This window comes from Kitasatospora purpeofusca, from assembly GCF_036010405.1.
GTDB classification, from domain to species: Bacteria; Actinomycetota; Actinomycetes; order Streptomycetales; family Streptomycetaceae; genus Kitasatospora; species Kitasatospora purpeofusca.
In genome coordinates, this window is the sequence record NZ_CP108561.1 from 4436101 (window position 1) to 4460267 (window position 24167).

The following is a 24167-nucleotide window of genomic DNA, read 5'->3' on the forward strand; positions in this document are numbered from 1 at the left end:
GTCCGCCCCCGGCCTCGATTCAGCGCGCGGCCTTGCGGCGCGAGCCGGGGCGGCGCTCACTGGGCCGGTAGACCGGCTCTCCGGCGGCGGTCGCGGTGTCCCGGCGCTTGGCCCCGAAGTCTGCCAGGGCCTGGGCCAGCGCCGCGGCCGACGGGGCCGGGGCCATCACGTCGACCCGCAGGCCGTGCTCCTCGGCGGTCTTCGCGGTGGCCGGGCCGATGCAGGCGATGACCGTCACGTTGTGCGGCTTGCCCGCGATGCCGACCAGGTTCCGCACGGTCGAGGACGAGGTGAACAGCACCGCGTCGAAGCCGCCGCCCTTGATCGCCTCCCGGGTCTCGGCCGGCGGCGGCGAGGCGCGCACCGTCCGGTACGCCGTCACGTCGTCGACCTCCCAGCCCAGCTCGACCAGGCCGGCCACCAGGGTCTCGGTGGCGATGTCGGCGCGCGGCAGCAGCACCCGGTCGATCGGGTCGAACACCGGGTCGTAGGGCGGCCAGTCCTCCAGCAGCCCGGCCGCGGACTGCTCCCCGGACGGCACCAGGTCCGGCTTCACACCGAAGTCGACCAGCGCCTGCGCGGTGGTCTCGCCGACCGCCGCGACCTTGATCCCGGCGAACGCCCGGGCGTCCAGGCCGTACTCCTCGAACTTCTCGCGCACCGCGCGCACCGCGTTCACCGAGGTGAAGGCGATCCACTCGTACCGGCCGGTGACCAGGCCCTTGATCGCCCGCTCCATCTGCTGCGGGGTGCGCGGCGGCTCGACCGCGATGGTCGGCACCTCCTGCGGCACCGCGCCGTACGAGCGCAGCTGCTCGGACAGGCCGTGCGCCTGCTCCTTGGTGCGCGGCACCAGGACGTTCCAGCCGAACAGCGGCTTGGTCTCGAACCAGGAGTGCGAGGAGCGGTGGGCGACCTGCTCACCGACCACGGCTATGACCGGGGTGGCGGGGTCCACCGGGGCGGACACCGGCGCGGGCAGCACCCGGGCGGCCTTGAGGTCCGCCGCGATGGTGGCCAGGGTCGCGGTGAAGGTCCGCTGGCGGCTGGTGGTGCCGGAGAGCGTGGCGCTGAGCGCCGACTCCGGCTTGCGGCCGTTGGAGACCAGCGCGTTGGCGGTGGCCGGCAGCTGGCCCAGGGTGGTGCGCACGACCAGGGTGGTCTCCGGCGCGCCCAGGTCCACCGGGGAGCCGGCCAGCAGCGCGGCGGCCTCCACGAAGCGGACGTCCGCCCCGGCGGCACCGCGCAGCGGCACCCCCGCGTAGGCCGGCACGCCGACCGACTGGGCGACGCCCGGGATCACCTCGAAGGCGATCCCGGCCCCGGCGCAGCCGAGCATCTCCTCGGCTGCGCAGCCGTCCAGGCCCGGGTCGCCGTCGACGGTCCGCACCACGTGCTTGCCGGAGCGCACGGCCTCGGCGACCAGGCGCGCCAGGTCGAAGTCCGGCCCCTCGGTGCCGGGGGCGTGCACCTGCACGCCGGAGGGACAGTGGCTGCGCACGGCGGCCGCGGTCAGCGGGTCGGCGACCAGGACGTCGGCCGAGGCCAGGACCTCGACCGCGCGCAGGGTCAGCAGGCCCGGGTCGCCGGGGCCCGCGCCCAGGAAGGTGCACCGGCCGGTGGCGGGCACCGTGCCCCCGAACGGGCTGTCGGCCGGGAACGGGCTGTCGGTGGCGGCGGTGGGGCTCATCGGGCTCGCTCCCCCATCAGGGCGGCCGCGCCCGCGTCGAGCAGCCGGGCGGCCAGCGCGCGGCCTAGGGCCACCGCCTGCTGCTCGGCGGTCTCGTCGAGGACGATCGGACCGTGGGCGGACATCTTCAGCAGGTCGGCGCCGTCGACGGTGCCGACCACGCCCTCCAGCCGCAGTTCGGATCGGTGGTCCCAGCCGGCCAGTGCGGCGACCGGTGCGGAGCAGCCGGCCTCCAGGGCGGCGAGCAGGGCCCGCTCGGCGGCCACCGCGACCCGGGTGGGGGCGTGGTCGAGAGCAGCCAGCGCGGCGGCCAGACCAGTGTCGGCCGCGGTGCACTCGATCGCGAGCGCGCCCTGGCCGGGGGCCGGGACCATCAGCTCGGGGTCGAGGTGCTCGGTGATCTCCGCGGACCGGCCGAGCCGGTTCAGACCCGCGGTGGCCAGCACCACGGCGTCCAGCTCGCCGGAGGCCACGAAGCCGATCCGGGTGTCCACGTTGCCGCGGATCGCGACGGTCTCCAGCCGGTCGCCGCGTTCGCGGGCCCAGGCGTTCAGCTGCGCCATGCGGCGCGGCGAGCCGGTGCCGATCCGGGCCGGGCGGCCGGCTCCGGCCAGCTTCTCCACCAGTTCGCCGAGGGTCAGGCCCTCGCGCGCCACCAGGGCGTCGCGGCTGTCCTCGCGCTCGGGGACGGCGGCCAGCAGCAGGCCCTCGGGGGCCGCGGTGGGCAGGTCCTTGAGCGAGTGCACGGCGAAGTCGATCCGGCCCTCCAGCAGCGCGTCGCGCAGCGCGGAGACGAACACACCGGTGCCGCCGATCTGGGCCAGCGCCTCTCGGGAGGTGTCGCCGTAGGTGGTGATCTCCACCAGCTCGACGGGGCGCCCGGTGAGGCGGGTCACGTCGCGGGCGACCATGCCCGACTGGGCCATGGCGAGCGCGCTGCGCCGGGTGCCGAGCCGCAGGGGTGCCGCGGTGGTGTCCGGTGCCTGGCCGGTGAGCGGTTGACCGTTCATGGGGTGATCGTCCCGGTGGTACTCGTGGGATGGCTGACGGTTCATCCGGCGACCCCGCCCGCGGGCTGGGTGCCGATCGGAGTGCCCGAGACCGCGTGGACGGCGGCCGGGTCGAGGTCGAACAGTTCACGCAGTGCCTCCGCGTAGGAGGCGCCGCCGGGTTCGGCGGCCAGCTGCTTCACCCGCACGGTGGGCGCGTGCAGCAGCTTGTCGACGACCCGGCGGACGGTCTGGCCGATCTCCGCGCGCGAGCGCTCGTCGAGACCGGGCAGCCGGGAGTCCAGGCGGGCCAGCTCGGTGGCGACCACTCCGGAGGCCATCGCGCGCAGCGCCACCACGGTGGGGGCGATCCGCGCGGCCCGCTGGGCGGCGCCGAAGGCGGAGACCTCCTCGGCGACGATGCCGGTGACGGCGTCGACGTCCCCGGCGCCGGGGGTGGCGGCGTGGGCGTGCGAGAGGCTCTCCAGGTCGACCAGGAGCGCGCCGGGCATCTCGTGCACGGCGTGGTCGACGTCGCGCGGCATGGCGAGGTCGAGGAAGGCGAGGGGGGTGGCGGCGGCGCGCGAAGCGACGGCGGCGGCGACGTCGTCCGCCCCGATCACCGTGCCGGCCGCGCCGGTGCAGGAGATCACCAGGTCGACGTCGGCCAGCGCCTCGGGCACCTTGGCCAGGTCCAGGGTGCGGGCGACGTCCCCGCCGAGGATCTCGACCAGCCGCTCGGCGCGCTCCGGCGTCCGGTTGGCGATCAGCAGGTCCGTCACGCCCGTGCGGACCAGGGTGGCGGCGGCCAGCGAGCTCATCGAGCCCGCGCCGACCACCAGTGCCCGCTTGCCCGCGATCGCGCCCGCGCCGGCCGCGACCTGCTCCAGGCCGAAGGTCACCAGGGACTGGCCGGCCTTGTCGATGCCGGTCTCGCTGTGCGCCCGCTTGCCGACCCGCAGGGCCTGCTGGAAGAGCTCGTTGAGGCCGCGCGCGGCGGTGTGCTCCTCCTGCGCCTTGGCCAGGGCGTCGCGCAGCTGGCCGAGGATCTGGCCCTCGCCGACCACCATCGAGTCCAGGCCGCAGGCCACCGAGAAGAGGTGGTGGACCGCGCGGTCCTCGTAGTGGACGTAGAGGTGGGAGGTCAGCTCCTCCAGGTCGACCCCGCTGTGGTGGGCGAGCAGCAGCGACAGCTCGGCGACGCCGGCGTGGAACTTGTCCACGTCCGCGTACAGCTCGATCCGGTTGCAGGTGTTGACCAGTGCCGCCTCGGCGACGGTCGCGGACGCGGCCGCGTCGTGCAGCAGCCGGGTCGGCACCTCACCGGTCAGCGCGGCCCGCTCCAGCACGCCGACCGGGGCCGTGCGATGGCTCAGCCCTACGACGAGAAGACTCACGCCCGCCCCCTGGTCCCACGATTCTCGGTCCCGCTCATGCCGGCATCACCGCGGACAGCTCGCCCTCGCCGGGCTTGCCGGGCTTGCCCGGTGCCGTCGGCTCGGCGTCCTTGGCCGTCTCGGCGGCGGTGCGGGGCTTGGTGCTGCCGCCGGCCGCGCGGCGCAGCTTGGCCGCGGCGGCGCGGACCGGGCCGGGGGCGCGGTCGAGCACGGACTCCGTGCGGTCCGGCTCGTCGCCGGCCTTGCGCTGCTCGTGGAAGGCGAGGATCTGCAGCTCGATGGAGAGGTCCACCTTGCGCACGTCCACGCCGTCCGGGACGGTCAGCACGGTCGGGGCGAAGTTCAGGATGCTGGTGACACCGGCCTCGACCAGCCGGTCGCAGACCTGCTGGGCGGCGCCGGGCGGCGTGGTGATGACACCGATCGAGACGTGCTGGCTCTCCACGATGGACTCCAGTTCGTCCATGTGGCGCACCGGCAGGCCGGCCGCGCTGCTGCCGACCACGGTCGGGTCGGCGTCCAGCAGGGCGGCCACCCGGAAGCCCCGGGAGGCGAAGCCGCCGTAGTTGGCGAGCGCGTGGCCGAGGTTCCCGATGCCGACGATGACGACCGGCCAGTCCTGGGTCAGGCCCAGCTCGCGGGAGATCTGGTAGACGAGGTACTCGACGTCGTAGCCGACCCCGCGGGTGCCGTACGAGCCCAGGTAGGAGAAGTCCTTGCGCAGCTTGGCGGAGTTCACCCCGGCCGCGGCCGCCAGCTCCTCGGAGGAGACGGTCGGGACCGAGCGCTCGGAGAGCGCGGTGAGCGCGCGCAGGTACAGCGGAAGCCGGGCGACCGTCGCCTCCGGGATGCCCCGGGCGCGCGAAGGTCGACGCGCGGCGCCCTGGTCGGGCGTCTGCGAACTGCTCTGTGGTGATCGGCCGATTGCCACGGTGCTCCTGTGGGTGAAGCTGGGCTTTGGCAGCCAGGCTATGCGTTTGTGAACGTGTGCACAAAGATGGTGTCCGATTTGTCCACACACAGTGATGCGCATCACGCCGTGGACCCCATAGCACCGGCGGCTTTCCGGGCCGCCGCCGGGGGCGGTTCAAGGGGTGGCCGAGGGCCGCACAGCAGGCCGTTCGGCAGCACCGGCGGAGCCGGACGGGAGGACCCCCGCAGGACCAGCGGCACCGGCTCCCCGGACGGGCGGGACCGGGCCCGCCCCAGCCTCGGCCACGGCACCCCGGCCGCCTCCCGCAGCGGCCGCGCCCAGTCGTCCGGCGGGCAGGACGGCGCGTCCAGGCAGTGGCGGAGCAGACCGGCGGTGGCCCGGGCGTCGCCGAGCGCGGTGTGCGCGGCGAAGCCGCCGAGGCCGGCCGCCGCCACACAGGCCGCCAGGCCGAAGCCGCCGGCCTCCGGCAGGTGGGCCCGGGCCAGCCGCATCGTGCACAGCGAGGGCACCGGCGGCAGCGGGACCCCGATCCGGGCGAACTCACGGTCCAGGAAGGCGTGGTCGCAGGTGACGTGATGGCCGACCAGCACCCGGCCGGTCAGCAGCTCCAGCAGCAGCGGCGCGATCTCGCGGAAACGCGGGGCGCCCTCGACGTCCTCCTGCGCTATCCGGTGCACATGGGTCGGTCCGACCGGGCCGACCGGGTCCAGCAGGGTGCAGAACTCGCCCTCGGGGCGGAGCCGCTCGTCCAGCAGCACCACCGCCACCTCGACCACCCGGTGCCGCCAGGGGCTGCGGCCGGTCGCCTCCACGTCCACCACGGCGAAGCCCCCGCGCGCGGGGGACGGCTCGGCGGGCGTGCCTAAGGGCGGACCGGGAAGCATGGAGGCACTCCTCGTGTGCTCAGCCCCCCATGGGCGCGGACGAGTTCGATCGTAAGCCGACCGACGGCCGGTGCCCCAAGCCGGGAACGCGGAATCTTCACAACGATTCGGCGAACCGCCCCCGCCGTTCGGCGGGGGCGCGGGTCAGGCGCCGAGCGCGCTGCGCAGGCGCTTCTCGTCCACCCGCCAGAAGTCGTGCTGGCGCCCGTCGATCAGGGTCACCGGGATCTGCTCCCAGTAGAGGTGGTGCAGCTCCGGGTCCTGGGTGATGTCCTTCTCCTCGAAGGCCGCGCCGAGCTCGGCGGCCACCCGGACGATCACCTCCCGGGCGTCGTCGCACAGATGGCAGCCGGGCTTGGCCACCAGGGTCACCGTCCGGTCGGCCGGCCCCGGGCCCCGGTTCTTGTCACGTCGCAGCAGTGGACTCACCCCGCCATTGTGCGACGCCCCGACGCGCGGGCCGGACCCGGCCGCCCCTTCCGCCGTTCACCCGTCGGGCACGTCGCCGTCACGGCCGCCGCACAGGTGGCTGGCTATGCTCGATGGCATGGCCGTGCTCCGAAGGCTCACCCAGTCAAGGCGCCCCACCGGCTCGCGGGCCGCGCTGGCGGGCGAGGCCGCGGCGGAGGCGGCGGAGGCCGCCCTGCGGGCCGCCCCGGCACCGGCCGGGGAGGCCCCGGCGGAGCCGGCCGGAGGCACCGGACCGGCGGCGGACACCCGGTCGGCCGAGGAGGCGGAGCCCGCCGGGGACGCCGAGTCCGCCCGGCGCGGCAGGGCACCGAGGCCCCCCGCCGAGAACCACACCCCCGAGCCGGACGACCCGCGCGCCGCCGCCTTCTTCGACTGCGACAACACCATCCTGCGCGGGGCCGCGATCTTCTACCTCGGGGTCGGCCTCTACCGCCGGGGCTTCCTCACCCGCCGCGACATCGCGCGCTTCGCCTGGCAGCAGGCCTGGTTCCGGCTGTACGGCGCCGAGGACCCGGACCACATGGCCGACGCCCAGCACACCGCCCTGGGCCTGGTCGCCGGCAAGCGCACCGCCGAGCTGGAGGCGCTCTGCGAGGAGGTCTTCGAGGAGGTCATCGCCGACAAGGTGTGGCCGGGCACCCGTGCCCTGGTCCAGATGCACCTGGACGCCGGGCAGCGGGTCTGGCTGGTCACCGCCGCGCCGGTGGAGGTGGCCCGGATCATCGCGGCCCGGCTCGGCATGACGGGGGCGCTCGGCACGGTCGCCGAGGCCCGCGACGGCGCGTACACCGGCCGACTGGTCGGCGAGCTGCTGCACGGGCCGGCCAAAGCGGCGGCGGTGGGCTCGCTGGCCCGGCGGGAGCGGCTCGACCTCGACCGCTGCGCCGCGTACAGCGACTCGGCCAACGACATCCCGATGCTCTCGCTGGTGGGCCATCCCTACGTGGTGAACCCGGACGGCGCGCTGCGGCGCCACGCCCGCGCGCAGGGCTGGCGGGTCCGGGACTTCCGGACCGGGCGGAAGGCCGCCCGGGTCGGGCTGCCGGCCGCCGCCGCGCTCGGCGTGGCCGCGGGCGCCGTCGCGGCCTGGGCCGCGCTGCACCGTCGGCACCGCTGCTGAACGGAGCGGACCCCGCGCCGGGCGGAGCAGGCCGAACGGCTCGGCCGAGCGGCCGGGCGGAGCGGACCGCGCGGAGGGCCGCCGGCGGCCCGCGCCGAGGGTGAGTCCGGTCAATTCGCGCGCTGACGATGCCGCCCGTACGGGCGAACTCCCGCGCGTCGCGGGTCCGTCCGGCCCCCTCGACCGAACTCGCCAGTCAGTGACCGGATCTGATCGTTCGCCAGCTCGCCAAAGTCGGGGGTTATCGGGCCCCGGAACCGGGAAACCGCCCGCCTCACCACCGAATTGGTCACCAGGCGCACCCGTTCTGTCACGTTGAGCCAGGCGATCGCCGACATGTTCGGTCACTGTCGGCCGGATATCCGTCCAATGCGGATCCCAAACGACCACTTCGACCACACGGTGTAGCTGTCATTGCACAAAGCGTTATTCTCTCCTGGATGCACGTCACCCAACCGCCCCAGCGCGACCCGGGGGGCGCGGACGTGCTCTCCGCGCAGGCGGAGGTGATCCGTCCACAGTTCTGCCTCTGGGAGTCCCGTGTACCCACCCGTCCGGAACGACGCGCCTGCACCCTCCCGCCCGTCGTCCGCGCCCCTGCGCTCCCGCACCAGCCTCCGCGGCCGCCCGGTCCCGCCCCGGCAGATCTCCACCGGCCTGGAGCTGCTGCGCACCCTGCTCCGCAGCCAGCTCCCCGTCACCCCCCAACTGGTGCCCGCCGGAGCCGCGTTCGGCCAGACCCAGGACCGCCCCGGCACCCCCCTGCTGCGCACCACCGCCGCCGGCTCGGCCGGGGCCGGCACCCGGGGCCGGGCCGGCAGCACCGGCGGCCGCAGCCGCTCCCGCACCACCACGGGCCCCGGTTACGAGACCGAGCACAACCCGATCATGGAGCTGGTCGAGCGCGCCCAGGCCGGCGAGAGCGAGGCCTTCGGCCGGCTCTACGACCACTACTCGGACACCGTCTACCGCTACATCTACTACCGGGTCGGCAGCCGGGCCACCGCCGAGGACCTCACCAGCGAGACGTTCCTGCGCGCACTGCGCCGGATCGGCACCTTCACCTGGCAGGGCCGGGACTTCGGCGCCTGGCTGGTGACCATCGCCCGCAACCTGGTCGCCGACCACTTCAAGTCCAGCCGGTTCCGGCTGGAGGTCACCACGGGCGAGATGCTCGACTCCAACGAGTGCGAACGCAGCCCCGAGGACTCGGTGCTGGAGTCGCTCTCCAACGCGGCGCTGCTGGAGGCCGTCCGCCGGCTGAACCCGCAGCAGCAGGAGTGCGTCACGCTGCGCTTCCTGCAGGGGCTGTCGGTCGCCGAGACCGCCCGGATCATGGGCAAGAACGAGGGTGCCATCAAGACCCTCCAGTACCGCGCCGTGCGCACCCTGGCCCGTCTGCTCCCGCCCGACGCCCGGTGAACCGGCGGCGGTCCGGGGAGGCCCCCGGGGAAGCGGCGGGAGAGATAGTGGGCGGGCCGTCACCCTGGGCGGCGGCCCGACACATCCGGGTGAAGGGTCGGTCCGATGATCAGTCGTGCGTAACCGACCACCCGCACCGCTCGTTGGCCAGCTTGCAAGCCTCCACCAGGCGTGCGGTCAAGTCGAATTGCGACCTCTCACCCGATGGAGTGGCTTTGGCTTGCCGGGGCAACCGTCCGGCAGGCCGGGGTGTCGACAACGACGAAGGGAGGTGTGGCCCGTGACGGCAAACGTGCTGGAGCACCGGCGGGCGAAGGCCTTCGCCGAGGCGCTGGAGGCCCACCAGGCGGAGCAACGCGCTGCCGACGGCAACGGAACGGCCACCACCGCTACCGGCAACGCCGGTTCGGTCGCGATGGCCGAACTCATCGACACGGTCGGCGCGCTCGGCGCGCTGCCCGTCCCGGAGCTCGACCGAGAGGTCCGGACCGTCCAACGCGCCCAGCTGATGGCCGCGTTCGAGCAGGCCTTCGCGGGCGGACCGGGCATCACCGTGCCGCGCCAGCGCCGCCACCGGGCCGTCCGCACGGCGCCGCGCGGACGCTGGAGCCGCCGGTTCGCGATCGGCGGGCTGGTCGCCGGGCTCGCCGTCGGCAGCTTCGCCGGGGCCGCGGCCGCCAGCGGGAACGCCCTCCCCGGCGACCCGCTGTACGGCATGAAGCGCGGACTGGAGGGGCTGCGGCTCAACCTCGCGGACACCGACAGCGAGCGCGGCGAGCTGCTGCTCGACAACGCGGCCACCCGGCTCGGCGAGGCCCGGTCACTGGTGGGCCGGTCCGGCACCGGCGGTTCGCTCAGTCCGGGCACCGTCGAGCAGGTCCGCAAGGCCCTCGACGACATGCACAACGACGCCCTCAAGGGCCGCGACCTGCTGCGCGCCGTCTACCGCAACAACGGCTCGCTCGACCCGATGCGCACCCTGGCCGGCTTCGCCCACGACGAGGACGGCACCTGGGCCGAGGTCCAGTCCCGGCTCCCGGACCAGCTCGTCCCGCAGGCCCACCTGGTGGACCAGCTCTTCGACGACATAAGCCAGGACGTCGCGCCCCTGCGTCTGGTCCAGCAGCCCGCCAAGAGCGGGATGCCGGACGACGGCGGGGCGGGCGACGGCACCCGCGGACCGGACGGGCAGGGCGGACCCTCCGCCGGCACCTCGCCCGGCGGCCCGGCGGTCGGCGGGGCACCGGTCCAGGGCGGTGCCAGCGGCGGACCGGCCAGCACCTCGGTCGGCGGTCGGCCCGGCAGCACCCCGCTGGTCCCGCCGCAGGGCGGCGCGCCCGCACCGGCGGCGCCCGCGGCCCCCGGCGCACCGGCCGCACCGGTGCCCAGCGGTGAGACCAACGTCGTGCCGGCCCCGGTCGGCGGCCTGGTCGACAACCTCACCAGCGGGCTCACCGGGGCGAAGCCCTCGCCCAGCGCGGACGCGCCGGCCCCGGCCCCCGCGCCGGACCGGTCCCCGGCGCAGCCGTCCGGGTCGCCCAGCGCGAGCGGCGGCCCCGCCCAGCAGCAGGGGGTCGAGGTGCCCCCGCTGATCCCGGGCCTGCTGCCCGGTCTGCGGATCCTCGGCGGCTGACCCGGCCGAGCGGAAAGGGCGGGGCCCCGGCGGACGTGCTGTCCGCCGGGGCCCCGCCCTTTCCCGAGAGACCCGGAAGGACGCGGTTGGACTCAGAAGAACACCGAGCGCCGCCGCACCAGCAGCTGGTACAGCGTGTGCTGGATGGTCTCCCGGACCTCGTCGGCCAGGTCGAAGACCAGCATCGGGTCGTCCGCCGCCTCCACCGGGTGCCGGTCGGTCGCGATCGGCTCGCCGAACTCGATGATCCACTTGGTCGGCAGCGGCACCGCCCCCAGCGGGCCCAGCCACGGGAAGGTCGGCGTGATCGGCACGTACGGCAGGCCCAGCAGCCGGGCCAGGGTCCGGAAGTCGCCGATCATCGGGTAGGTCTCCTCGGCCCCGACGATCGAGCACGGCACGATCGGCACCCGGGCCCGCAGCGCCGATGAGACGAAGCCGCCGCGGCCGAAGCGCTGGAGCTTGTACCGCTCGGAGAACGGCTTGCCGACCCCCTTGAAGCCCTCCGGCCACACCCCGACCAGTTCGCCGCGCTCCAGCAGGGCCTGGGCGTCCTCGTTGCAGGCCAGGGTGTGCCCGGCCTTGCGGGCCAGCTCGTTGATCCCGGGCAGGACGAACACCAGGTCGGCGGCGAGCATCCGCAGGTGCCGGTGGTGCGGGTGGTGGTCGTGTATCACCACCTGGGTCATCAGGGCGTCCAGCGGGATCGTCCCGGAGTGGTTGGCGACGATCAGCGCGCCGCCCTCGGCCGGGATGTTCTCGATCCCGCGCACCTCGATCCGGAAGTACTTCTCCGCCAGCGGCCGCAGCAGCCCGAGCAGCACCTCCTCGGTGAGCTCCCGGTCGAAGCCGAACTCGTCCACCTCGTAGTCGCCGGTGATCCGGCGGCGCAGGAAGGCCAGGCCGTCGGCGGCCCGGTCCTCCCAGCCCTTGCCGAACGCGCGGGTCGCGGCGGTGCCGAGCCGTCCGGCCAGCGCGCCGCCGACGGCGCCGGCCACCCGGTCGGCCAGGCCGGAGCCGTCGGCCGGCGGCTCGCTCCAGCTGGGGGCGGACTCGATCGGGATGACCTTCGCCTCACCCGGCGCGTTCTCGGCGGCGGCACTCATGCGGGCTCAGCTCCTGGGTCGGTGCGGTCGGGCGGGGGCGCCCGGGGTGGTGGTGCCCGGGCCGGTGGTCCGGCCGGCCTCCGGGCCGAGCAGCGCGGCCAGTCCGTCGGTGACGGCGGTCAGCCGCCGCGGCGGCAGCAGGCCCGGCGACTGCGCGGCGGCGAAGTCCGCGAAGGCCTCCGGGGTGCTGAACACCGGGCGGTAGCCGAAGGACTCGCGCAGCCGGGCGGTGTCCACCACCCGGCCGTGGGTCAGCAGCCGCAGGTGCTCGGGCGAGACGTCGACCAACCGGGTCTGCCGGGCCAGTCCGGCGATCCAGCTGACCGCCGGCAGCAGCAGCGGCAGGGTCGGCCGGCCCAGTCGGCGGGCGCACTGGGAGAGCAGCAGCACGCCCTCCCCGGCGACGTTGACGGTGCCGGTGTTCACGGTGCCGGGCTCGGCCGGGAAGGAGGCCCGGCAGAGCACCTCGACCACGTCGTCCTCGTGCGCGAACTGCAGCCGGGGGTCGTAGCCGAGCACGGTCGGCAGGACCGGCAGCGCGAAGTAGTCGGTCAGCGGGGTGTCGGCGCCCGGGCCGACGATGTTGGCGAACCGCAGCACCGTGACCGCGACGTCCGGACGGCGCCGGGCGAAGCCCCGGACGTAGCCCTCCACCTCGACCGCGTCCTTGGCGAAACCGCCGCCCGGCAGGGTCTTCGGCTGGGTCCGCTCGGTGAACACGGCCGGGTCGCGCGGCGCCGAGCCGTAGACGCCGGTGGTCGACTTCACCACCAGCCGGCGCACCCCCGGTGCCTTCTGGCAGGCGCCGAGCAGCTGCATGGTGCCGATGACGTTGGCCTCCTTCACCGCGGAGCGGTTGGTGGAGCCCAGTCCGGTGGCGCTGACCGCGAGGTGCACCACGGTGTCGACGCCGTGCTCGGCGATCACCCGCGCCACGGCGGGGCGGCGCAGGTCCAGCTGGTGGAAGCGGTACGGCGCGGCGGGCCCGTCCGGCTCGGCGAGCGCGCGCAGGGCCGGGCCCGGCGGCTGCACGTCCACGCCGACCACCAGGTCCACCCCCGGCCGGCGGCGCAGCTCGGCGGCGAAGCGGGCGCCCAGGTGCCGGCCGACGCCGGTGACGAGCACGACCGTTCCCACAGCGCTGCACCCCATTCCTCGGCCCGGGAGACCTGGGTGCACCGTACCGCGCCGCCCCGGCGGGCCGGGAAACGACCGGGCCGGTGGCACCTGGTACGGGAAGGCGGCACGGCCCGGAAACGACGCCGCCCGCCCGGGCCGGAGGGCCAGGACGGGCGGTGTCAAGCGCTGGGCGCGCGAGCGCGGCCGGGGACGCTTACTTCTTGTTGCGACGCTGAACGCGCGTGCGCTTGAGAAGCTTGCGGTGCTTCTTCTTGGCCATACGCTTGCGACGCTTCTTGATGACAGAGCCCACGGAACAACCCTCGCTCACTGAGACTCTCGCCCGTGAGAGACGGAGTCCATACGACTGACGTGAGGGCCCAGCCTACCGTCCACTCGCCCAGGGTCGTAATCGCACCCCGGGAGCAGGCGAACCGCAGGCGAATCCGGAGCGAACGGAGACGGGGTCCACCGGTGGTGGACCCCGCCCGGACCGGCCTTTGCCTACGCGCTTTCGAGCCGCACGTAGGACTCCTTGAGGTACTCGTGCACTGCCTGCTGGGGCACCCGGAACGAGCGGCCGACCCGGATGGCAGGCAGCTCACCGCTGTGCACCAACCGGTAGACCGTCATCTTGGAGACCCGCATGACCGCGGCCACTTCGGCCACGGTCAGGAAGACGACGTCCTGCAAGGGGCGTTCGCCGGAACTCATGACCATCACCCGACCCTTACCCGTGTGCAAGGCACCGGCTTCCCCTCCGGTGACTCCACCGGCACACGTGTATCCCCAGAGTAGTTATGGGTGGTACCAGTGGGAAGAGGGAGAAGCCCAGTCCTCGTACGGTGAGGGATAAGTCGGTTGCAGTACGTAGTCGATCGGCGATCTGTACCGGTCGGCCTGCGCACGGAACGCGACCGGGCACCAGGTCCTCACAAGCGGACGGCGCCCCTTCGCCTTCCGGTCAGGGCAGCAGGCCGTGGTGCGGCAGGACGGCGCGGCGGGCGGCCAGAATCGCCTGGTCGAGGCGGTCGGCCGGATCGTATCCCGCGTCGAAGTCGCGCCAGACCGGACGGGCGCCGTCGGTCATCCGCAGCGGGGCGGGGCCCCGGGTGCGCCGGTAGACCTCGGCGCGCCAGGACTCCGGCGTCTCGGTGGCCGGGTCGACCGGCCGTCCCGCGGCGGTGGCGACCAGATGGGTCCAGGCCCTCGGGACGACGTCGACGACCGCGTAGCCGCCCCCGCCGAGCGCGATCCACCGGCCGTCGGCGTGCTCGTGCGCCAGCCCGTGCAGTTCCTCGGCGATGGCCCGCTGGGCGTCCACGGTGACGGCGAGGTGGGCGAGCGGGTCCTCCAGATGGGTGTCGGCGCCGTGCTGGGTGACCAGGACCTGCGGGCGGAAGGCGGCGAGCAGCTCGGGCACCAGGGCGTGGAAGGCGCGCAGCCAGCCGGCGTCGCCGGTGCCGGCCGGCAGCGGGAGGTTGGCGGCGGAGCCCTCGGCGCCCGGGCCGCCGGTCTCGGTGCTCCAGCCGGTCTGCGGGAAGAGCGTGGCCGGGTGCTCGTGCAGCGAGACGGTGAGCACCCGGGGGTCGTCCCAGAACGCCTGCTGGACGCCGTCGCCGTGGTGGACGTCCACGTCGACGTAGGCGATCCGCTCGGCGCCGAGTTCGAGCAGCCGGGCGATGGCGAGCGCCGGATCGTTGTAGACGCAGAAGCCGGAGGCGCGGTCGGGCATCGCGTGGTGCAGGCCGCCGGCGAAGTTCACGGCGTGCGGGGTCTCGCCGCGCCAGACGGCCTCGGCGGCGGCGACCGACTGGCCGGCGATCAGCGCGGAGGCGGAGTGGAGGGCGGGGAAGGACCAGTTGTCGTCGGTGCCGAGGCCGTGCCGCGGGTCCTGCCGGTCGGGGTCGGCGGCGGCCCGCTTGACCGCCTCGACGTACGCCGCGGTGTGCACCAGGCGGAGGGTGGAGTCGCCCGCGGCGGGCGCGGAGCGGACGGTGACACCCGGTCCGGCGGCGAGGCCGAGGTCCTCGACCAGGCGCATGGTGAGCGACAGCCGGGTGGGATCCATCGGGTGGCCCGGGCCGAAGTCGTAGGCGGTGACCGCCTCGTCCCAGAAGAGGTGCAGGCCGCAGGAGGGGTCACGCTCGGCGTCGGGCATGGCCTCCACCGTAGTGGGTGACGGCCGCACGGCCGGGCAACGGGTCCTTGAACGCCCGCGGTACGGGAGTCAGACCCGGGCGCTCGTCCCCGGGGCGGGCGCGGCGGCGCCGACGGGGGCGGGCGCGGCAGCGGGCGCGGCAGCACGGACTGCGGCCGGGACGGCGGCGCGGGCGGTCCGGCGGCCGGCCAGCCGGCAGCCGAGGCAGTCGGGGTGGCCGTGGCGCCCGGCCGGGTCCGGGGTGCGCCAGTGCCGCAGTCCCGGCGGGCGCGGCCCGGTGGCCTTGCCCCGCCCGGCCAGGTGCAGCACCCAGGCGGCGACCGCCCCGAGGAGGACCAGCGCCGCCCCGGCCCAGAGCCCCGGTCCGGAGCCCGCGACGAAGGCCGCGCCCGCGACGGCGAAGCCCAGGGTGACGACGGCGGTGCCGGTCCAGCCGGCGACGGTGTGGCCCATGTCGTGATCGGCGTGTGCGCCCATGTGTCCTCGTTTGGTGTGATGGACGGGTCCACCCGGGCTCCCGTCCGCGAACGGACTGATGTCTTATCTCACGAGGTAAGTAACTTAGATGCTAAGGAGATTTCCCGTGGAGGGCAAGCCGCGCCCCGAGGCGTCGCCCGAGCAGGCGCTCTACGCGATGGACCGGATGATCGCGCTCGCGCAGTTCGGCCAGCAGGACATCGCGGCGCGGCTCGGCCTGAACGTCACCGACCTCACCTGCGTCGGCTTCCTGATCGAGGCGGCGATGGCCGGCGAGGCCCTGGCCGCGGGCGACCTCGCCGAACGCGCGCAGCTCACCACCGGCGCGGTGACCGGTGTGCTCAACCGGCTGGAGAAGGCCGGGTACGCCCGGCGCGAGGCCGACCCGGACGACCGCCGCCGGGTACGGGTGGTGCTGGAGGCCGCCGCGCAGGACCGGATCATGGAGGTCTACGGCCCGTTCTACGGACGGATCAACGGCCTCTTCGCCGACTACACCCCGGCCGAGATCGCCGTACTCACCGACTGGTTCACCCGCGCGAAGGCGATCCTGCACGAGTCGCTGGCGGAGATCAGGGAGGCGACGCCCTGAGGCCGACCCCCCTGGACCGGACCCCCGACGGCGGCGCGCCCTACGGCGTGCCCCGGACGGCGTCCCGCACGACCGGACCGGCGGGCGAACCGGCGGCCGGACCGGCGGGCGCCGGGGAGGACGCCGCCGGCGCGGCGAAGCGGTCCGCCAGCGGCAGCACCGCCAGCACCAGCAGCATCGGCGCCAGCAGCGCCCAGCGGTACGAACTCGCGTCCGCGAGCGCCCCCACCAGCGGCGAACCCACCAGGAACCCCACGTAGTTGAACAGGTTGAGCCGGGCCACCGCGGCGTCCGAATCGGCCGGGAACAGCCGCCCGCCGGCCGCGAACACCTGCGGGATGATGGCGCAGATCCCCAGCCCCAGCACGGTGAACCCGGCGATCCCGGCCCAGGCGGCGGGCGCGGCGGCGGCCAGCGCGAACCCGAGCGCGGACAGCGCGGCACCGGACCGCACCACCGGAACGGCGCCCCAGCGCTGCACCGCGCGGTCACCGAGCGCCCGGCCGAGCAGCATCGCCACCATGTAGCCGAGGTAGGAGAGCTTGGCGACGTCCTCGGGGCTGCCCAGACCGTCGGTCAGGTACTTGACGCTGTAGTTGGAGACCGAGGCGTCGGCGATGTAGGCGAAGGCCATCACCAGGCAGAGCGGCAGCAGCGGCCGCCAGGGGATCGACCGGGAGGCCGCCGCGGCGGCCTCCCGTACCGCGTCGCCGAGTTCGGCCGGTCCGGCGAACCTCGTGCCGGCCAGCAGCGCGAGCGGGGCGACCACCCCGGCCGCCGTCCCGAACAGCACCGGCAGACCGAGCCCGACGTGCGCGCCGAGCCCGGCGACGGCCGCGCCGACGATGCCGCCGAGGCTGAACGCGGCATGGAAGCCGAGCATCACCGAGCGGCCGTAGCGGTGCTGGAGCCCGACCCCGAGCATGTTCATACTCGCGTCCAGCGCACCGACCAGCAGGCCGAAGGCGCCCAGGGCCAGCGCCAGTTGCCAGAGCCGGTCCCCCAGACCGGCGGCGGCCAGGGTGGCGCAGACCGCCGGCTGGACCACCCGCAGCACGGCCCGCGCGCTCGTCCGGCGCACCAGCCGCTCGGAGGCGATCGACCCCACCCCGGCCAGCACCGGCACCGCGGCCAGGAAGAGCGGCAGCAGGGAGTCGCTCAGCCCGTACCGGTCCTGGATCTCCGGGATGCAGGTGACCAGCAGGGCGAAGGTGACGCCCTGGAGGAGGAAGCTCGCGGCCAGCGCCGCCCGCCCGGCCCGGAGCCGCGGCGTGACCGGGGCGTGCTCGTCCCCCGTGTCCCCCGCGTCGCTCCCGGAACGGTAGGCACTCTCGGTAGGCACATCCACCTCGCTACTGGCCGGTACGGGGGTCGGTGGCGAGAGCGTAGGCGCTGACGGGCGTTCGCGGGAGGGGGTGCGCGCGTGAGACACCCGCGCGGAGGCCCGCCGACCGACCTCGTGCCACCTGCGGCATCGCCTCCGGAGCTGTCCCACAGCTGTCTCATGATCGGCCCGCGGAGCAGATTGAGACAGTCCGGGCCTTGGCCGTCCGTCCTCGAACGAGCAGAGTCGTCGCCAGTCCGGTGCCGCACCGGACGCACCGACCGTGTGCCGACCGCGGCACACGTTCACAGGGAGGGAACCCTCATGCGCAAGATCATCACCGGCCTGGCCGTTGCCGGCCTCGTGTTCGCCGGCGGCGTCTCCACCGCCACCACCGCCTCCGCCGCGAGCAGCGGCCAGCCCTGCTCCGAGTGGAGCACCTCCGAGCCGCTGCTGAAGGCCGGCGCCACCGGTGACGCGGTGCGCGAGCTGCAGTGCGAGCTCAACCGCTCCATCCACCCGGACCGCGGCTACAAGCTGATCGCCGACGGTGTGTTCGGCCAGGCCACCCGCAACGCGGTGATCTACTTCCAGGGCTGTGTGCACATCCAGCAGGACGGCGAGGTCGGCCCGCAGACCTGGTCGAAGCTGGACTACTGGAACGTGCAGCCGAACTACGCCTGCTGACCGTCCGTCACAGGAGCGGTCCACCGCAGGACCGAGGGGTGGGGCACCGGCGCCGGTGCCCCACCCCTCGGGGGTTCGAGGCCCTAGCGGTCGAGCAGGGGGAGCACCTCGGCGAGGTCGCCGATCAGGCCGGTGGCACCGGCCGCGGTCAGCTTCGCCGGGTCGGTCAGCGCGGTGTAGCCGTACACGTCCATACCGGCCGCGCGGGCGGCGAGCACGCCGTTCGGGCTGTCCTCCAGCACCAGGCAGGCGGCCGGGTCGACGCCGAGGGTGCGGGCGGCGTGCAGGAACAGGTCCGGGGCCGGCTTGCCCACCCCCACGTCCTGGGCGCTGAAGATCCGCTCCTCCGGGAACCACCCGCGCAGACCGGTGACGTCCAGCGCGGCGCGGATCCAGCTGTGGTGCGCGGACGAGGCCAGGCAGTACGGCACGGACCGCTGCCGGAGCTCCTTCAGCAGCGTCTCCGCGCCCCGCACCGCGGCGAGTTCGGCGGTGAAGGTGTCGAAGACCCGGCCGTGGAACGAATCGTCGAAGCCCTCCGGGAGGAGGGCGCCGTCGTACCGCTCGGCGATCACGTCGTGCACCCGGTGGGCCGCGGTGCCCATGAAGTCCCGGTAGGAGTCCTCGACGGTGGTCGGGTAGCCCAGTTCGGTCAGGTACTCGGCGAGCACCCGGTTGGAGAGCGGCTCGCTGTCCACCAGGACGCCGTCGTTGTCGAAGATCACCAGTTCGTAGGCCATACGGGCGACCCTACCGGCCGTCCCCGCAGGTCACTTGCCGCCGGAGGCCAGCTCCCGGGAGCGGTCCCGGGCCGCCTCCAGGGCGCTCAGCAGGGCCGCCCGCACCCCGTGGTTCTCCAGCTCGCGGATGGCCGCGATGGTGGTGCCGGCCGGCGAGGTGACCGCCTCGCGCAGCTTCACCGGGTGCTCCCCGGAGTCCCGCAGCATCACCGAGGCGCCGATCGCCGACTGCACGATGAGGTCGTGCGCCACCTGCCGGGGCAGCCCGAGCAGGATGCCCGCGTCGGTCATCGCCTCGACCAGGAAGTAGAAGTACGCCGGGCCGGAGCCGGAGAGCGCGGTCGCCGCGTCCTGCTGGGACTCGGGCAGCCGCAGCGCCTTGCCGACCGAGCGGAAGATCTCCTCCGCCCGCTCCAGGTGCGCCTCGGCGGCGTGCGACCCGCCGGAGATGACGCTCATGCCCTCGTCCACCAGCACGGGCGTGTTCGGCATCACCCGGACCACCGGGGTGCCGGGCGCCAGCCTGGCCTCGAACCAGGCGGTGGGGATGCCGGCCGCGGCCGAGATCACCAGCCGGTCGGGGTCGATGTGCGGCGCCAGCTCGTCCAGCAGGGTGCCCATGTCCTGCGGCTTCACCGCGAGGATCAGGGTGTCCGCGAGCTTGGCGGCCTCGGCGTTGCCCACCGCGCCGACCCCGTACCTGGCGGCCAGCTCGGCGGCGCGCTCGGGCCGGCGGGCCGTCACCAGGACGTCCGCCGGGTCCTTGCCGGCCCGCAGCAGACCGGAGAGCAGGGCCTCCCCGATCTTGCCCGTGCCGAGGAAGGCGATCTTCTGTCCGTGTGCCGCGCTGCTGGTCATGGCCGCTCCTTGCCTCCGGTGCCGCGTCCCGTCGTCCCGGCCATCCTCGCACCGCGCCCCGCCCCGGGGCGGCACCGTCCACCCTGCGGGCACCAGTGCAGTGCAGCCCCTAGGGCGAAACTCCGGGTTCTCCCCTATGGCCCGGCGGTGGGCACGGGCGCACCGTGGAGGCATGGCACACGGAGAGATGTCCCGACGTGAGAACCGGCAGGTCGCCGTCGCAGCGGCGACCTTGGGCCCGTGGCGGACGGCCGCGGGGGTCGGTGCGCTGGTGGGGGCGACGGACCTGGTGATCGATCTGATCGACGGGGACTGGTCGCTGAGCATGCTGGCCGGTCCGGCCGGCGTCGCCCTGTTCTTCTTCTTCCTGGTCGGCACGGTGGGCGGCCGGCTGCGCCGGGACACCGCCGACCGGCGGCTGCAGAAGTGGGCGAACGAGCACCCCTGGCAGGCCGCGCTCCCGGCGGCGGGCGGAATGCTCTTCCTGAACACGCTGGCCCAGCTGTTCCTCGGCGACGCGGGCGTGTTCGAGGCGTTCTTCCTCTCGCTGTTCCCGGCGGCCATGGTCCTGGGTGTGGCGGGGGTGGTCGGCTCGGTGAAGCGTGCCCGGGCCAAGGACTGACGTTCCGGGAGGAAACGGATGGTCTGCCGGCCCGCGCCGGCCGGGTGTTCACCCGACGGTGCGACCCCGATCGAACATCCGTCACACCCCGTCGGCATACTGGCGCGATGCCGATCGCCGAAGACCCCGAACCGCGTCCGTCCGAGGAGCCGAAGGACGGGACGGACGGGAAGGACCCGTTCGCCGACCTCGTGCTCGACGAGGAGTTCGTCCGCGGCGCCGCCGTGAAGGAGCAGACGGGCCGCACCCGGATGCTCGCCGCCCGGTGGCAGCACACGCCGCCGGTCGACCCCGGCGGCCGCCGCTCGGTGAACGACGGGCCCCGGCCGCGGAAGCGCTTCGCCCGCCGGGCGCGGCCGGTCGACCCGTGGGGCAACCCCCGGCCGCGCCGCGGCGGGTGGTGGCGGACACCGCTGTTCGTGGTGCTCACCGTCGCCCTGGTGCTCGCCGCACTGAACGTCGACGGCCTGCGGTCCTGGTACTCGACCCGGTTCGGCGACGGCTCCGGCGGTACGACGGCCGGCACGCCGGTGGCGACCGTCGCTCCGGAGACCGGGGCGCCGACCGCCGCTCCGCCGCCGGTCGACCCGGCGCAGCCGACCGTCGACCGCCCGTGGGCCGGCTCCCCCGCCGAGGGGTGGCCCACCTCCGTCGACGCGTTCGGGCCCGAACCGGGCACGGTCACCAGGATCGGCGTGTTCGACGCCGACCAGGTCGCCGCGCAGGTCGAGCTGGTCAAGCGGTACCTGACGGCGGCCAATCTGGACCCGCACACGGTGGCCGGCGGCCGCCCGGAGGCGGCCCTGGCCATGCTGAGCCCGGAGGGCCGGGCACAGGCCGAGAAGGCGCTGGCCGCGCCCTCCCGCGACCAGGACCCGACCGGCTGGTTCAGCCGCTTCGACGGGCGCGACGCGATCCCGGTCGGCGACACCTACCGGCTCCAGGGCCGGATCAGCGTCGAGGGGGACGGCAAGCGGGGCGTGCTGGTGCACACCGACTTCACCTTCGTCTACCCGCTCCGGCCCGGCCCGGACGCCGCCAAGCGCGCCACCGCGCCCAAGCCCTCCGGTCCGCCGCGGCCGACGGGCAGCCCGGCACCCGGCGGGAGCGGCGTGGCGAAGCCGGTCGGCCTGCTCACCCCGGCGGCCGACGCGGCCGGGGACACCTGGACGGCGCGGACCGTCGTGCGCCGGGTGGACACCTACCGCTTCTACGACCCGGCGAAGTTCGGCGTCGAGCGGGACCGGCTCTACTTCGAGAAGACCATGACCGACGCGGGCAACACCGAGTGCGACGTGTACGACGGCTGGTACCACCCGCAGTTCGACCAGTTCGCGGCCGTCGGAGGGGTGTCCCCCGCGCCGTCCGGGCCGACCTCGGACCCGTACGACCGCAGCCAGGAGCTGCGGACGGACGGCGTCTGCGGCACGGTCAGCCGCAGCTGACCCGGCCGGGTCGGCGCCGGGTCAGCGCCGGCGCCGGCCCCGGCCCTGGGCGCCGGTGCCGGGCCGGCCGCTGCGGCCGGCCTGCCGGCGGTCGTGCTGGGCGAGCGCCTTCTCGTAGCGGGCCCGGTGCAGCGCCTCGCCGGGGGCCTCGCGCAGGGCGCGGAGGAAGTAGGCGAGCAGTGAGCCGACCCCGCCGATCACCCAGACCACGCCGAGCGACTTGTCCTCGGCCATCCAGCCGGTCAGCGCGTCCCGGCCCTCGGTGAGCAGCTTCCAGGTGCGCAGCGCGGCGAGCAGCGAGCAGATCGCGACGGCGGCGACCAGCAGTCCGTTGAGGAAGCCCCCGTTGTCGGCGACCCGGATGCCGTCGACGGCGAGGCGCAGCACGAAGGCGCCGGCCGCGGCGGCGAGCAGCGCCCCGAGCGGGACGAGGACGCGGCGCAGCCGGTAGTCGCCGCCGCGTTCGACCCAGCTGGTGCCGAACCAGCGGATCGGCTCCGGCTCGGGGGTGCCGGCGGGCTGGGTGGTGGGGGTGCGTTCCTGGGTCACGGGTCCGATTATCCCCGGTGGGCGGGAACGGCGGAGGCGCCGTCCCGGTGGCCGGGACGGCGCCTCTTGGTGCGGTGGGGGTCAGCCGAGCTTGCTGACGTCCCGGACGGCGCCCTTGTCGGCGGAGGTGGCCATCGCGGCGTAGGCGCGCAGGGCCTGGCTGACGTGGCGCTCGCGGTTCTTCGGCCGGTAGCCGTGGCCGGCCTCCAGGGCGCGGCGGCGCTCGTCCAGGACCTCGGCCGGGACCTCCAGCGAGATCCGCCGGCCCGGGATGTCGATGGCGATGGTGTCGCCGTCCTCGACCAGGGCGATGGTGCCGCCGGACGCGGCCTCCGGGGAGGCGTGGCCGATCGACAGGCCCGAGGTGCCGCCGGAGAAGCGGCCGTCGGTGACCAGCGCGCAGGCCTTGCCCAGGCCCCGGCCCTTGAGGAAGGAGGTCGGGTAGAGCATCTCCTGCATGCCGGGGCCGCCCTTGGGGCCCTCGTAGCGGATGACGACGACGTCGCCCTCCTTGATCCGCTTGGCGAGGATCGCCTCGACCGCGTCCTCCTGGGACTCGACGACGACGGCCGGGCCGCTGAACGTCCAGATCGACTCGTCCACGCCGGCGGTCTTCACGATGCAGCCGTCCTCGGCGAGGTTGCCGTACAGCACGGCGAGTCCGCCCTCGACGGAGTAGGCGTGCTCGACACTGCGGATGCAGCCACCGGCGGCGTCGGTGTCCAGGGACTCCCAGCGCTCGGACTGCGAGAAGGCCTCGGCGGAGCGGACGCAGCCGGGGGCGGCGTGCCACAGCTCGACGGCCTCGGCGGACGGCGAGCCGCCCCGGACGTCCCAGGTCTTGAGCCACTCGGTGAGCGAGTCGGAGTGCACGGTGTGCACGTCCTCGTTCAGCAGCCCGCCGCGGTGCAGCTCGCCGAGGATGGCCGGGATCCCGCCGGCCCGGTGCACGTCCTCCATGTAGTACGCGCCGTTGGGCGCGACCTTGGACAGGCACGGGACCTTGCGGGAGGTGGCGTCGATGGCCCGCAGGTCGAAGTCGAGCTCGGCCTCCTGGGCGGCGGCGAGCAGGTGCAGGATGGTGTTGGTCGAGCCGCCCATGGCGATGTCGAGGGCCATGGCGTTCTCGAAGGCGGCGCGGGAGGCGATCGAGCGCGGCAGGACGGAGTGGTCGTCCTGGCCGTAGTGCCTGTTGGTGATCTCGACGACGGTCCGGCCGGCGGCCTCGTAGAGGGCGCGGCGGGCGGTGTGGGTGGCGAGCAGCGAGCCGTTGCCGGGCAGCGAGAGGCCGATCGCCTCGGTGAGGCAGTTCATCGAGTTGGCGGTGAACATGCCCGAGCAGGAGCCGCAGGTCGGACAGGCGTTCTCCTCGATGATCGCGATGTCCTCGTCGGAGACGTTCTCGTTGACCGCCTGCGAGATCGCGTCGACCAGGTCGAGCTTGCGCACCGTGCCGTCGACCAGGGTGGCCTTGCCGGCCTCCATCGGGCCGCCGGAGACGAAGACCGTCGGGATGTTCAGCCGCAGTGCGGCCATCAGCATGCCGGGGGTGATCTTGTCGCAGTTGGAGATGCAGATCAGCGCGTCCGCGCAGTGCGCGTTGACCATGTACTCGACCGAGTCGGCGATCAGGTCGCGCGAGGGCAGCGAGTAGAGCATGCCGCTGTGGCCCATCGCGATGCCGTCGTCCACCGCGATGGTGTTGAACTCGCGGGGGATGCCGCCGGCCTGCTTGATCGCCTCGGACACGATCCGGCCGACCGGCTGGAGGTGGGTGTGGCCGGGGACGAACTCGGTGAAGGAGTTGGCGACCGCGATGATCGGCTTGCCGAAGTCCTCGCGGGCTACGCCGGCCGCCCGGAGAAGCGCCCGGGCGCCTGCCATGTTGCGACCGTGGGTGACCGTACGGGACCTCAGCTCGGGCACTGTGCTCCACTCCTTCGGAGG

General features: G+C 74.5%; 24 protein-coding genes. 7 read left to right on the plus strand and 17 right to left on the minus strand.

Going from position 1 to position 24167, the window contains the following annotated elements:
* Window positions 1-19: 19 nt before the first annotated feature.
* The 6 genes from OG715_RS19580 to OG715_RS19605 form a co-directional block, all read right to left on the minus strand.
* Window positions 20-1690 (minus strand): bifunctional uroporphyrinogen-III C-methyltransferase/uroporphyrinogen-III synthase, encoded by a 1671-nt coding sequence (locus OG715_RS19580; RefSeq protein WP_266270086.1) that lies wholly within the window; start codon window positions 1688-1690, stop codon window positions 20-22.
* On the minus strand, window positions 1687-2700 hold the full coding sequence (hemC, locus tag OG715_RS19585; protein WP_266270087.1) for a hydroxymethylbilane synthase: 1014 nt from the start codon (window positions 2698-2700) through the stop codon (window positions 1687-1689). The genes OG715_RS19580 and hemC overlap by 4 nt, the downstream gene beginning before the upstream one ends.
* Window positions 2701-2741: 41 nt before the next feature.
* A complete protein-coding gene (locus OG715_RS19590) occupies window positions 2742-4076 on the minus strand; it encodes a glutamyl-tRNA reductase (RefSeq protein WP_266270089.1) in 1335 nt (444 codons plus the stop codon).
* A gap of 34 nt (window positions 4077-4110) precedes the next feature.
* Complete coding sequence (locus tag OG715_RS19595) at window positions 4111-5007, minus strand: redox-sensing transcriptional repressor Rex (RefSeq protein ID WP_266270090.1); 897 nt, start codon at window positions 5005-5007, stop codon at window positions 4111-4113.
* 101 nt (window positions 5008-5108) lie between these two features.
* Window positions 5109-5894 carry a 3'-5' exonuclease gene (locus tag OG715_RS19600; protein WP_266270091.1) on the minus strand — a complete coding sequence of 262 codons (786 nt, stop codon included), beginning with the start codon at window positions 5892-5894 and terminating at the stop codon, window positions 5109-5111.
* 144 nt (window positions 5895-6038) lie between these two features.
* Entirely contained in the window at window positions 6039-6323 is a 285-nt protein-coding gene (locus OG715_RS19605; RefSeq protein WP_266270092.1) for a glutaredoxin family protein, read from the minus strand.
* 118 nt (window positions 6324-6441) lie between these two features.
* On the opposite strand from OG715_RS19605, the gene OG715_RS19610 reads away from it, so the two are divergent.
* The 3 genes from OG715_RS19610 (at window position 6442) to OG715_RS19620 (ending at window position 10540) form a co-directional block, all read left to right on the plus strand.
* A complete protein-coding gene (locus tag OG715_RS19610) occupies window positions 6442-7485 on the plus strand; it encodes an HAD family hydrolase (protein WP_266270093.1) in 1044 nt (347 codons plus the stop codon).
* Between the two features lie 657 nt (window positions 7486-8142).
* Entirely contained in the window at window positions 8143-8907 is a 765-nt protein-coding gene (locus OG715_RS19615; RefSeq protein WP_380299901.1) for an ECF subfamily RNA polymerase sigma factor, BldN family, read from the plus strand.
* A 280-nt stretch (window positions 8908-9187) separates the two neighbouring features.
* The gene (locus tag OG715_RS19620) at window positions 9188-10540 is read left to right on the plus strand and encodes a DUF5667 domain-containing protein (RefSeq protein ID WP_266270094.1); all 1353 of its coding nucleotides are present in this window, start codon (window positions 9188-9190) and stop codon (window positions 10538-10540) included.
* Window positions 10541-10632: 92 nt separating this feature from the next.
* Here OG715_RS19620 and OG715_RS19625 read toward each other — a convergent pair whose 3' ends face one another.
* From OG715_RS19625 to OG715_RS19650, 6 genes are all read right to left on the minus strand, one after another.
* On the minus strand, window positions 10633-11646 hold the full coding sequence (locus OG715_RS19625) for a lysophospholipid acyltransferase family protein (RefSeq protein WP_266270095.1): 1014 nt from the start codon (window positions 11644-11646) through the stop codon (window positions 10633-10635).
* Window positions 11647-11652: 6 nt separating this feature from the next.
* Window positions 11653-12783 (minus strand): NAD-dependent epimerase/dehydratase family protein, encoded by a 1131-nt coding sequence (locus tag OG715_RS19630; protein ID WP_266270096.1) that lies wholly within the window; start codon window positions 12781-12783, stop codon window positions 11653-11655.
* Between the two features lie 196 nt (window positions 12784-12979).
* A complete protein-coding gene (locus OG715_RS19635; protein ID WP_425311139.1) occupies window positions 12980-13096 on the minus strand; it encodes a 30S ribosomal protein bS22 in 117 nt (38 codons plus the stop codon).
* A 173-nt stretch (window positions 13097-13269) separates the two neighbouring features.
* Window positions 13270-13479, minus strand: coding sequence for a helix-turn-helix domain-containing protein (locus OG715_RS19640; protein WP_045937940.1), 210 nt, complete (start codon window positions 13477-13479; stop codon window positions 13270-13272).
* A 250-nt stretch (window positions 13480-13729) separates the two neighbouring features.
* On the minus strand, window positions 13730-14926 hold the full coding sequence (locus tag OG715_RS19645; RefSeq protein WP_266270098.1) for an acetoin utilization protein AcuC: 1197 nt from the start codon (window positions 14924-14926) through the stop codon (window positions 13730-13732).
* Between the two features lie 69 nt (window positions 14927-14995).
* Entirely contained in the window at window positions 14996-15403 is a 408-nt protein-coding gene (locus OG715_RS19650) for an HGxxPAAW family protein (protein ID WP_266270099.1), read from the minus strand.
* A 106-nt stretch (window positions 15404-15509) separates the two neighbouring features.
* Here OG715_RS19650 and OG715_RS19655 point away from each other — a divergent pair, with 106 nt between their 5' ends.
* Window positions 15510-15995 (plus strand): MarR family winged helix-turn-helix transcriptional regulator, encoded by a 486-nt coding sequence (locus OG715_RS19655; RefSeq protein ID WP_266270100.1) that lies wholly within the window; start codon window positions 15510-15512, stop codon window positions 15993-15995.
* 40 nt (window positions 15996-16035) lie between these two features.
* On the opposite strand, the gene OG715_RS19660 is transcribed toward OG715_RS19655, so the two are convergent.
* On the minus strand, window positions 16036-17238 hold the full coding sequence (locus tag OG715_RS19660) for an MFS transporter (RefSeq protein ID WP_266271744.1): 1203 nt from the start codon (window positions 17236-17238) through the stop codon (window positions 16036-16038).
* Window positions 17239-17643: 405 nt separating this feature from the next.
* Here OG715_RS19660 and OG715_RS19665 point away from each other — a divergent pair, with 405 nt between their 5' ends.
* Entirely contained in the window at window positions 17644-18006 is a 363-nt protein-coding gene (locus OG715_RS19665; protein WP_051769304.1) for a peptidoglycan-binding domain-containing protein, read from the plus strand.
* A gap of 83 nt (window positions 18007-18089) precedes the next feature.
* Here OG715_RS19665 and OG715_RS19670 read toward each other — a convergent pair whose 3' ends face one another.
* Window positions 18090-18746: an HAD family hydrolase gene (locus tag OG715_RS19670; protein ID WP_266270101.1), complete on the minus strand. Its 657-nt coding sequence runs from the start codon at window positions 18744-18746 to the stop codon at window positions 18090-18092.
* Between the two features lie 30 nt (window positions 18747-18776).
* On the minus strand, window positions 18777-19604 hold the full coding sequence (proC, locus tag OG715_RS19675) for a pyrroline-5-carboxylate reductase (RefSeq protein WP_030393780.1): 828 nt from the start codon (window positions 19602-19604) through the stop codon (window positions 18777-18779).
* A gap of 172 nt (window positions 19605-19776) precedes the next feature.
* Between proC and OG715_RS19680 the strand changes: the two genes are divergently transcribed.
* Together OG715_RS19680 and OG715_RS19685 are read left to right on the plus strand one after the other, a co-directional pair.
* Complete coding sequence (locus OG715_RS19680) at window positions 19777-20226, plus strand: hypothetical protein (RefSeq protein ID WP_266270102.1); 450 nt, start codon at window positions 19777-19779, stop codon at window positions 20224-20226.
* A 107-nt stretch (window positions 20227-20333) separates the two neighbouring features.
* A complete protein-coding gene (locus OG715_RS19685) occupies window positions 20334-21671 on the plus strand; it encodes an SCO2583/SCO2584 N-terminal domain-containing protein (protein ID WP_266270103.1) in 1338 nt (445 codons plus the stop codon).
* Between the two features lie 21 nt (window positions 21672-21692).
* Here OG715_RS19685 and OG715_RS19690 read toward each other — a convergent pair whose 3' ends face one another.
* Together OG715_RS19690 and ilvD are read right to left on the minus strand one after the other, a co-directional pair.
* Entirely contained in the window at window positions 21693-22220 is a 528-nt protein-coding gene (locus OG715_RS19690; RefSeq protein ID WP_266270104.1) for a hypothetical protein, read from the minus strand.
* Between the two features lie 81 nt (window positions 22221-22301).
* Entirely contained in the window at window positions 22302-24146 is a 1845-nt protein-coding gene (ilvD, locus tag OG715_RS19695; RefSeq protein WP_266270105.1) for a dihydroxy-acid dehydratase, read from the minus strand.
* Between the last annotated feature and the right edge of the window lie 21 nt (window positions 24147-24167).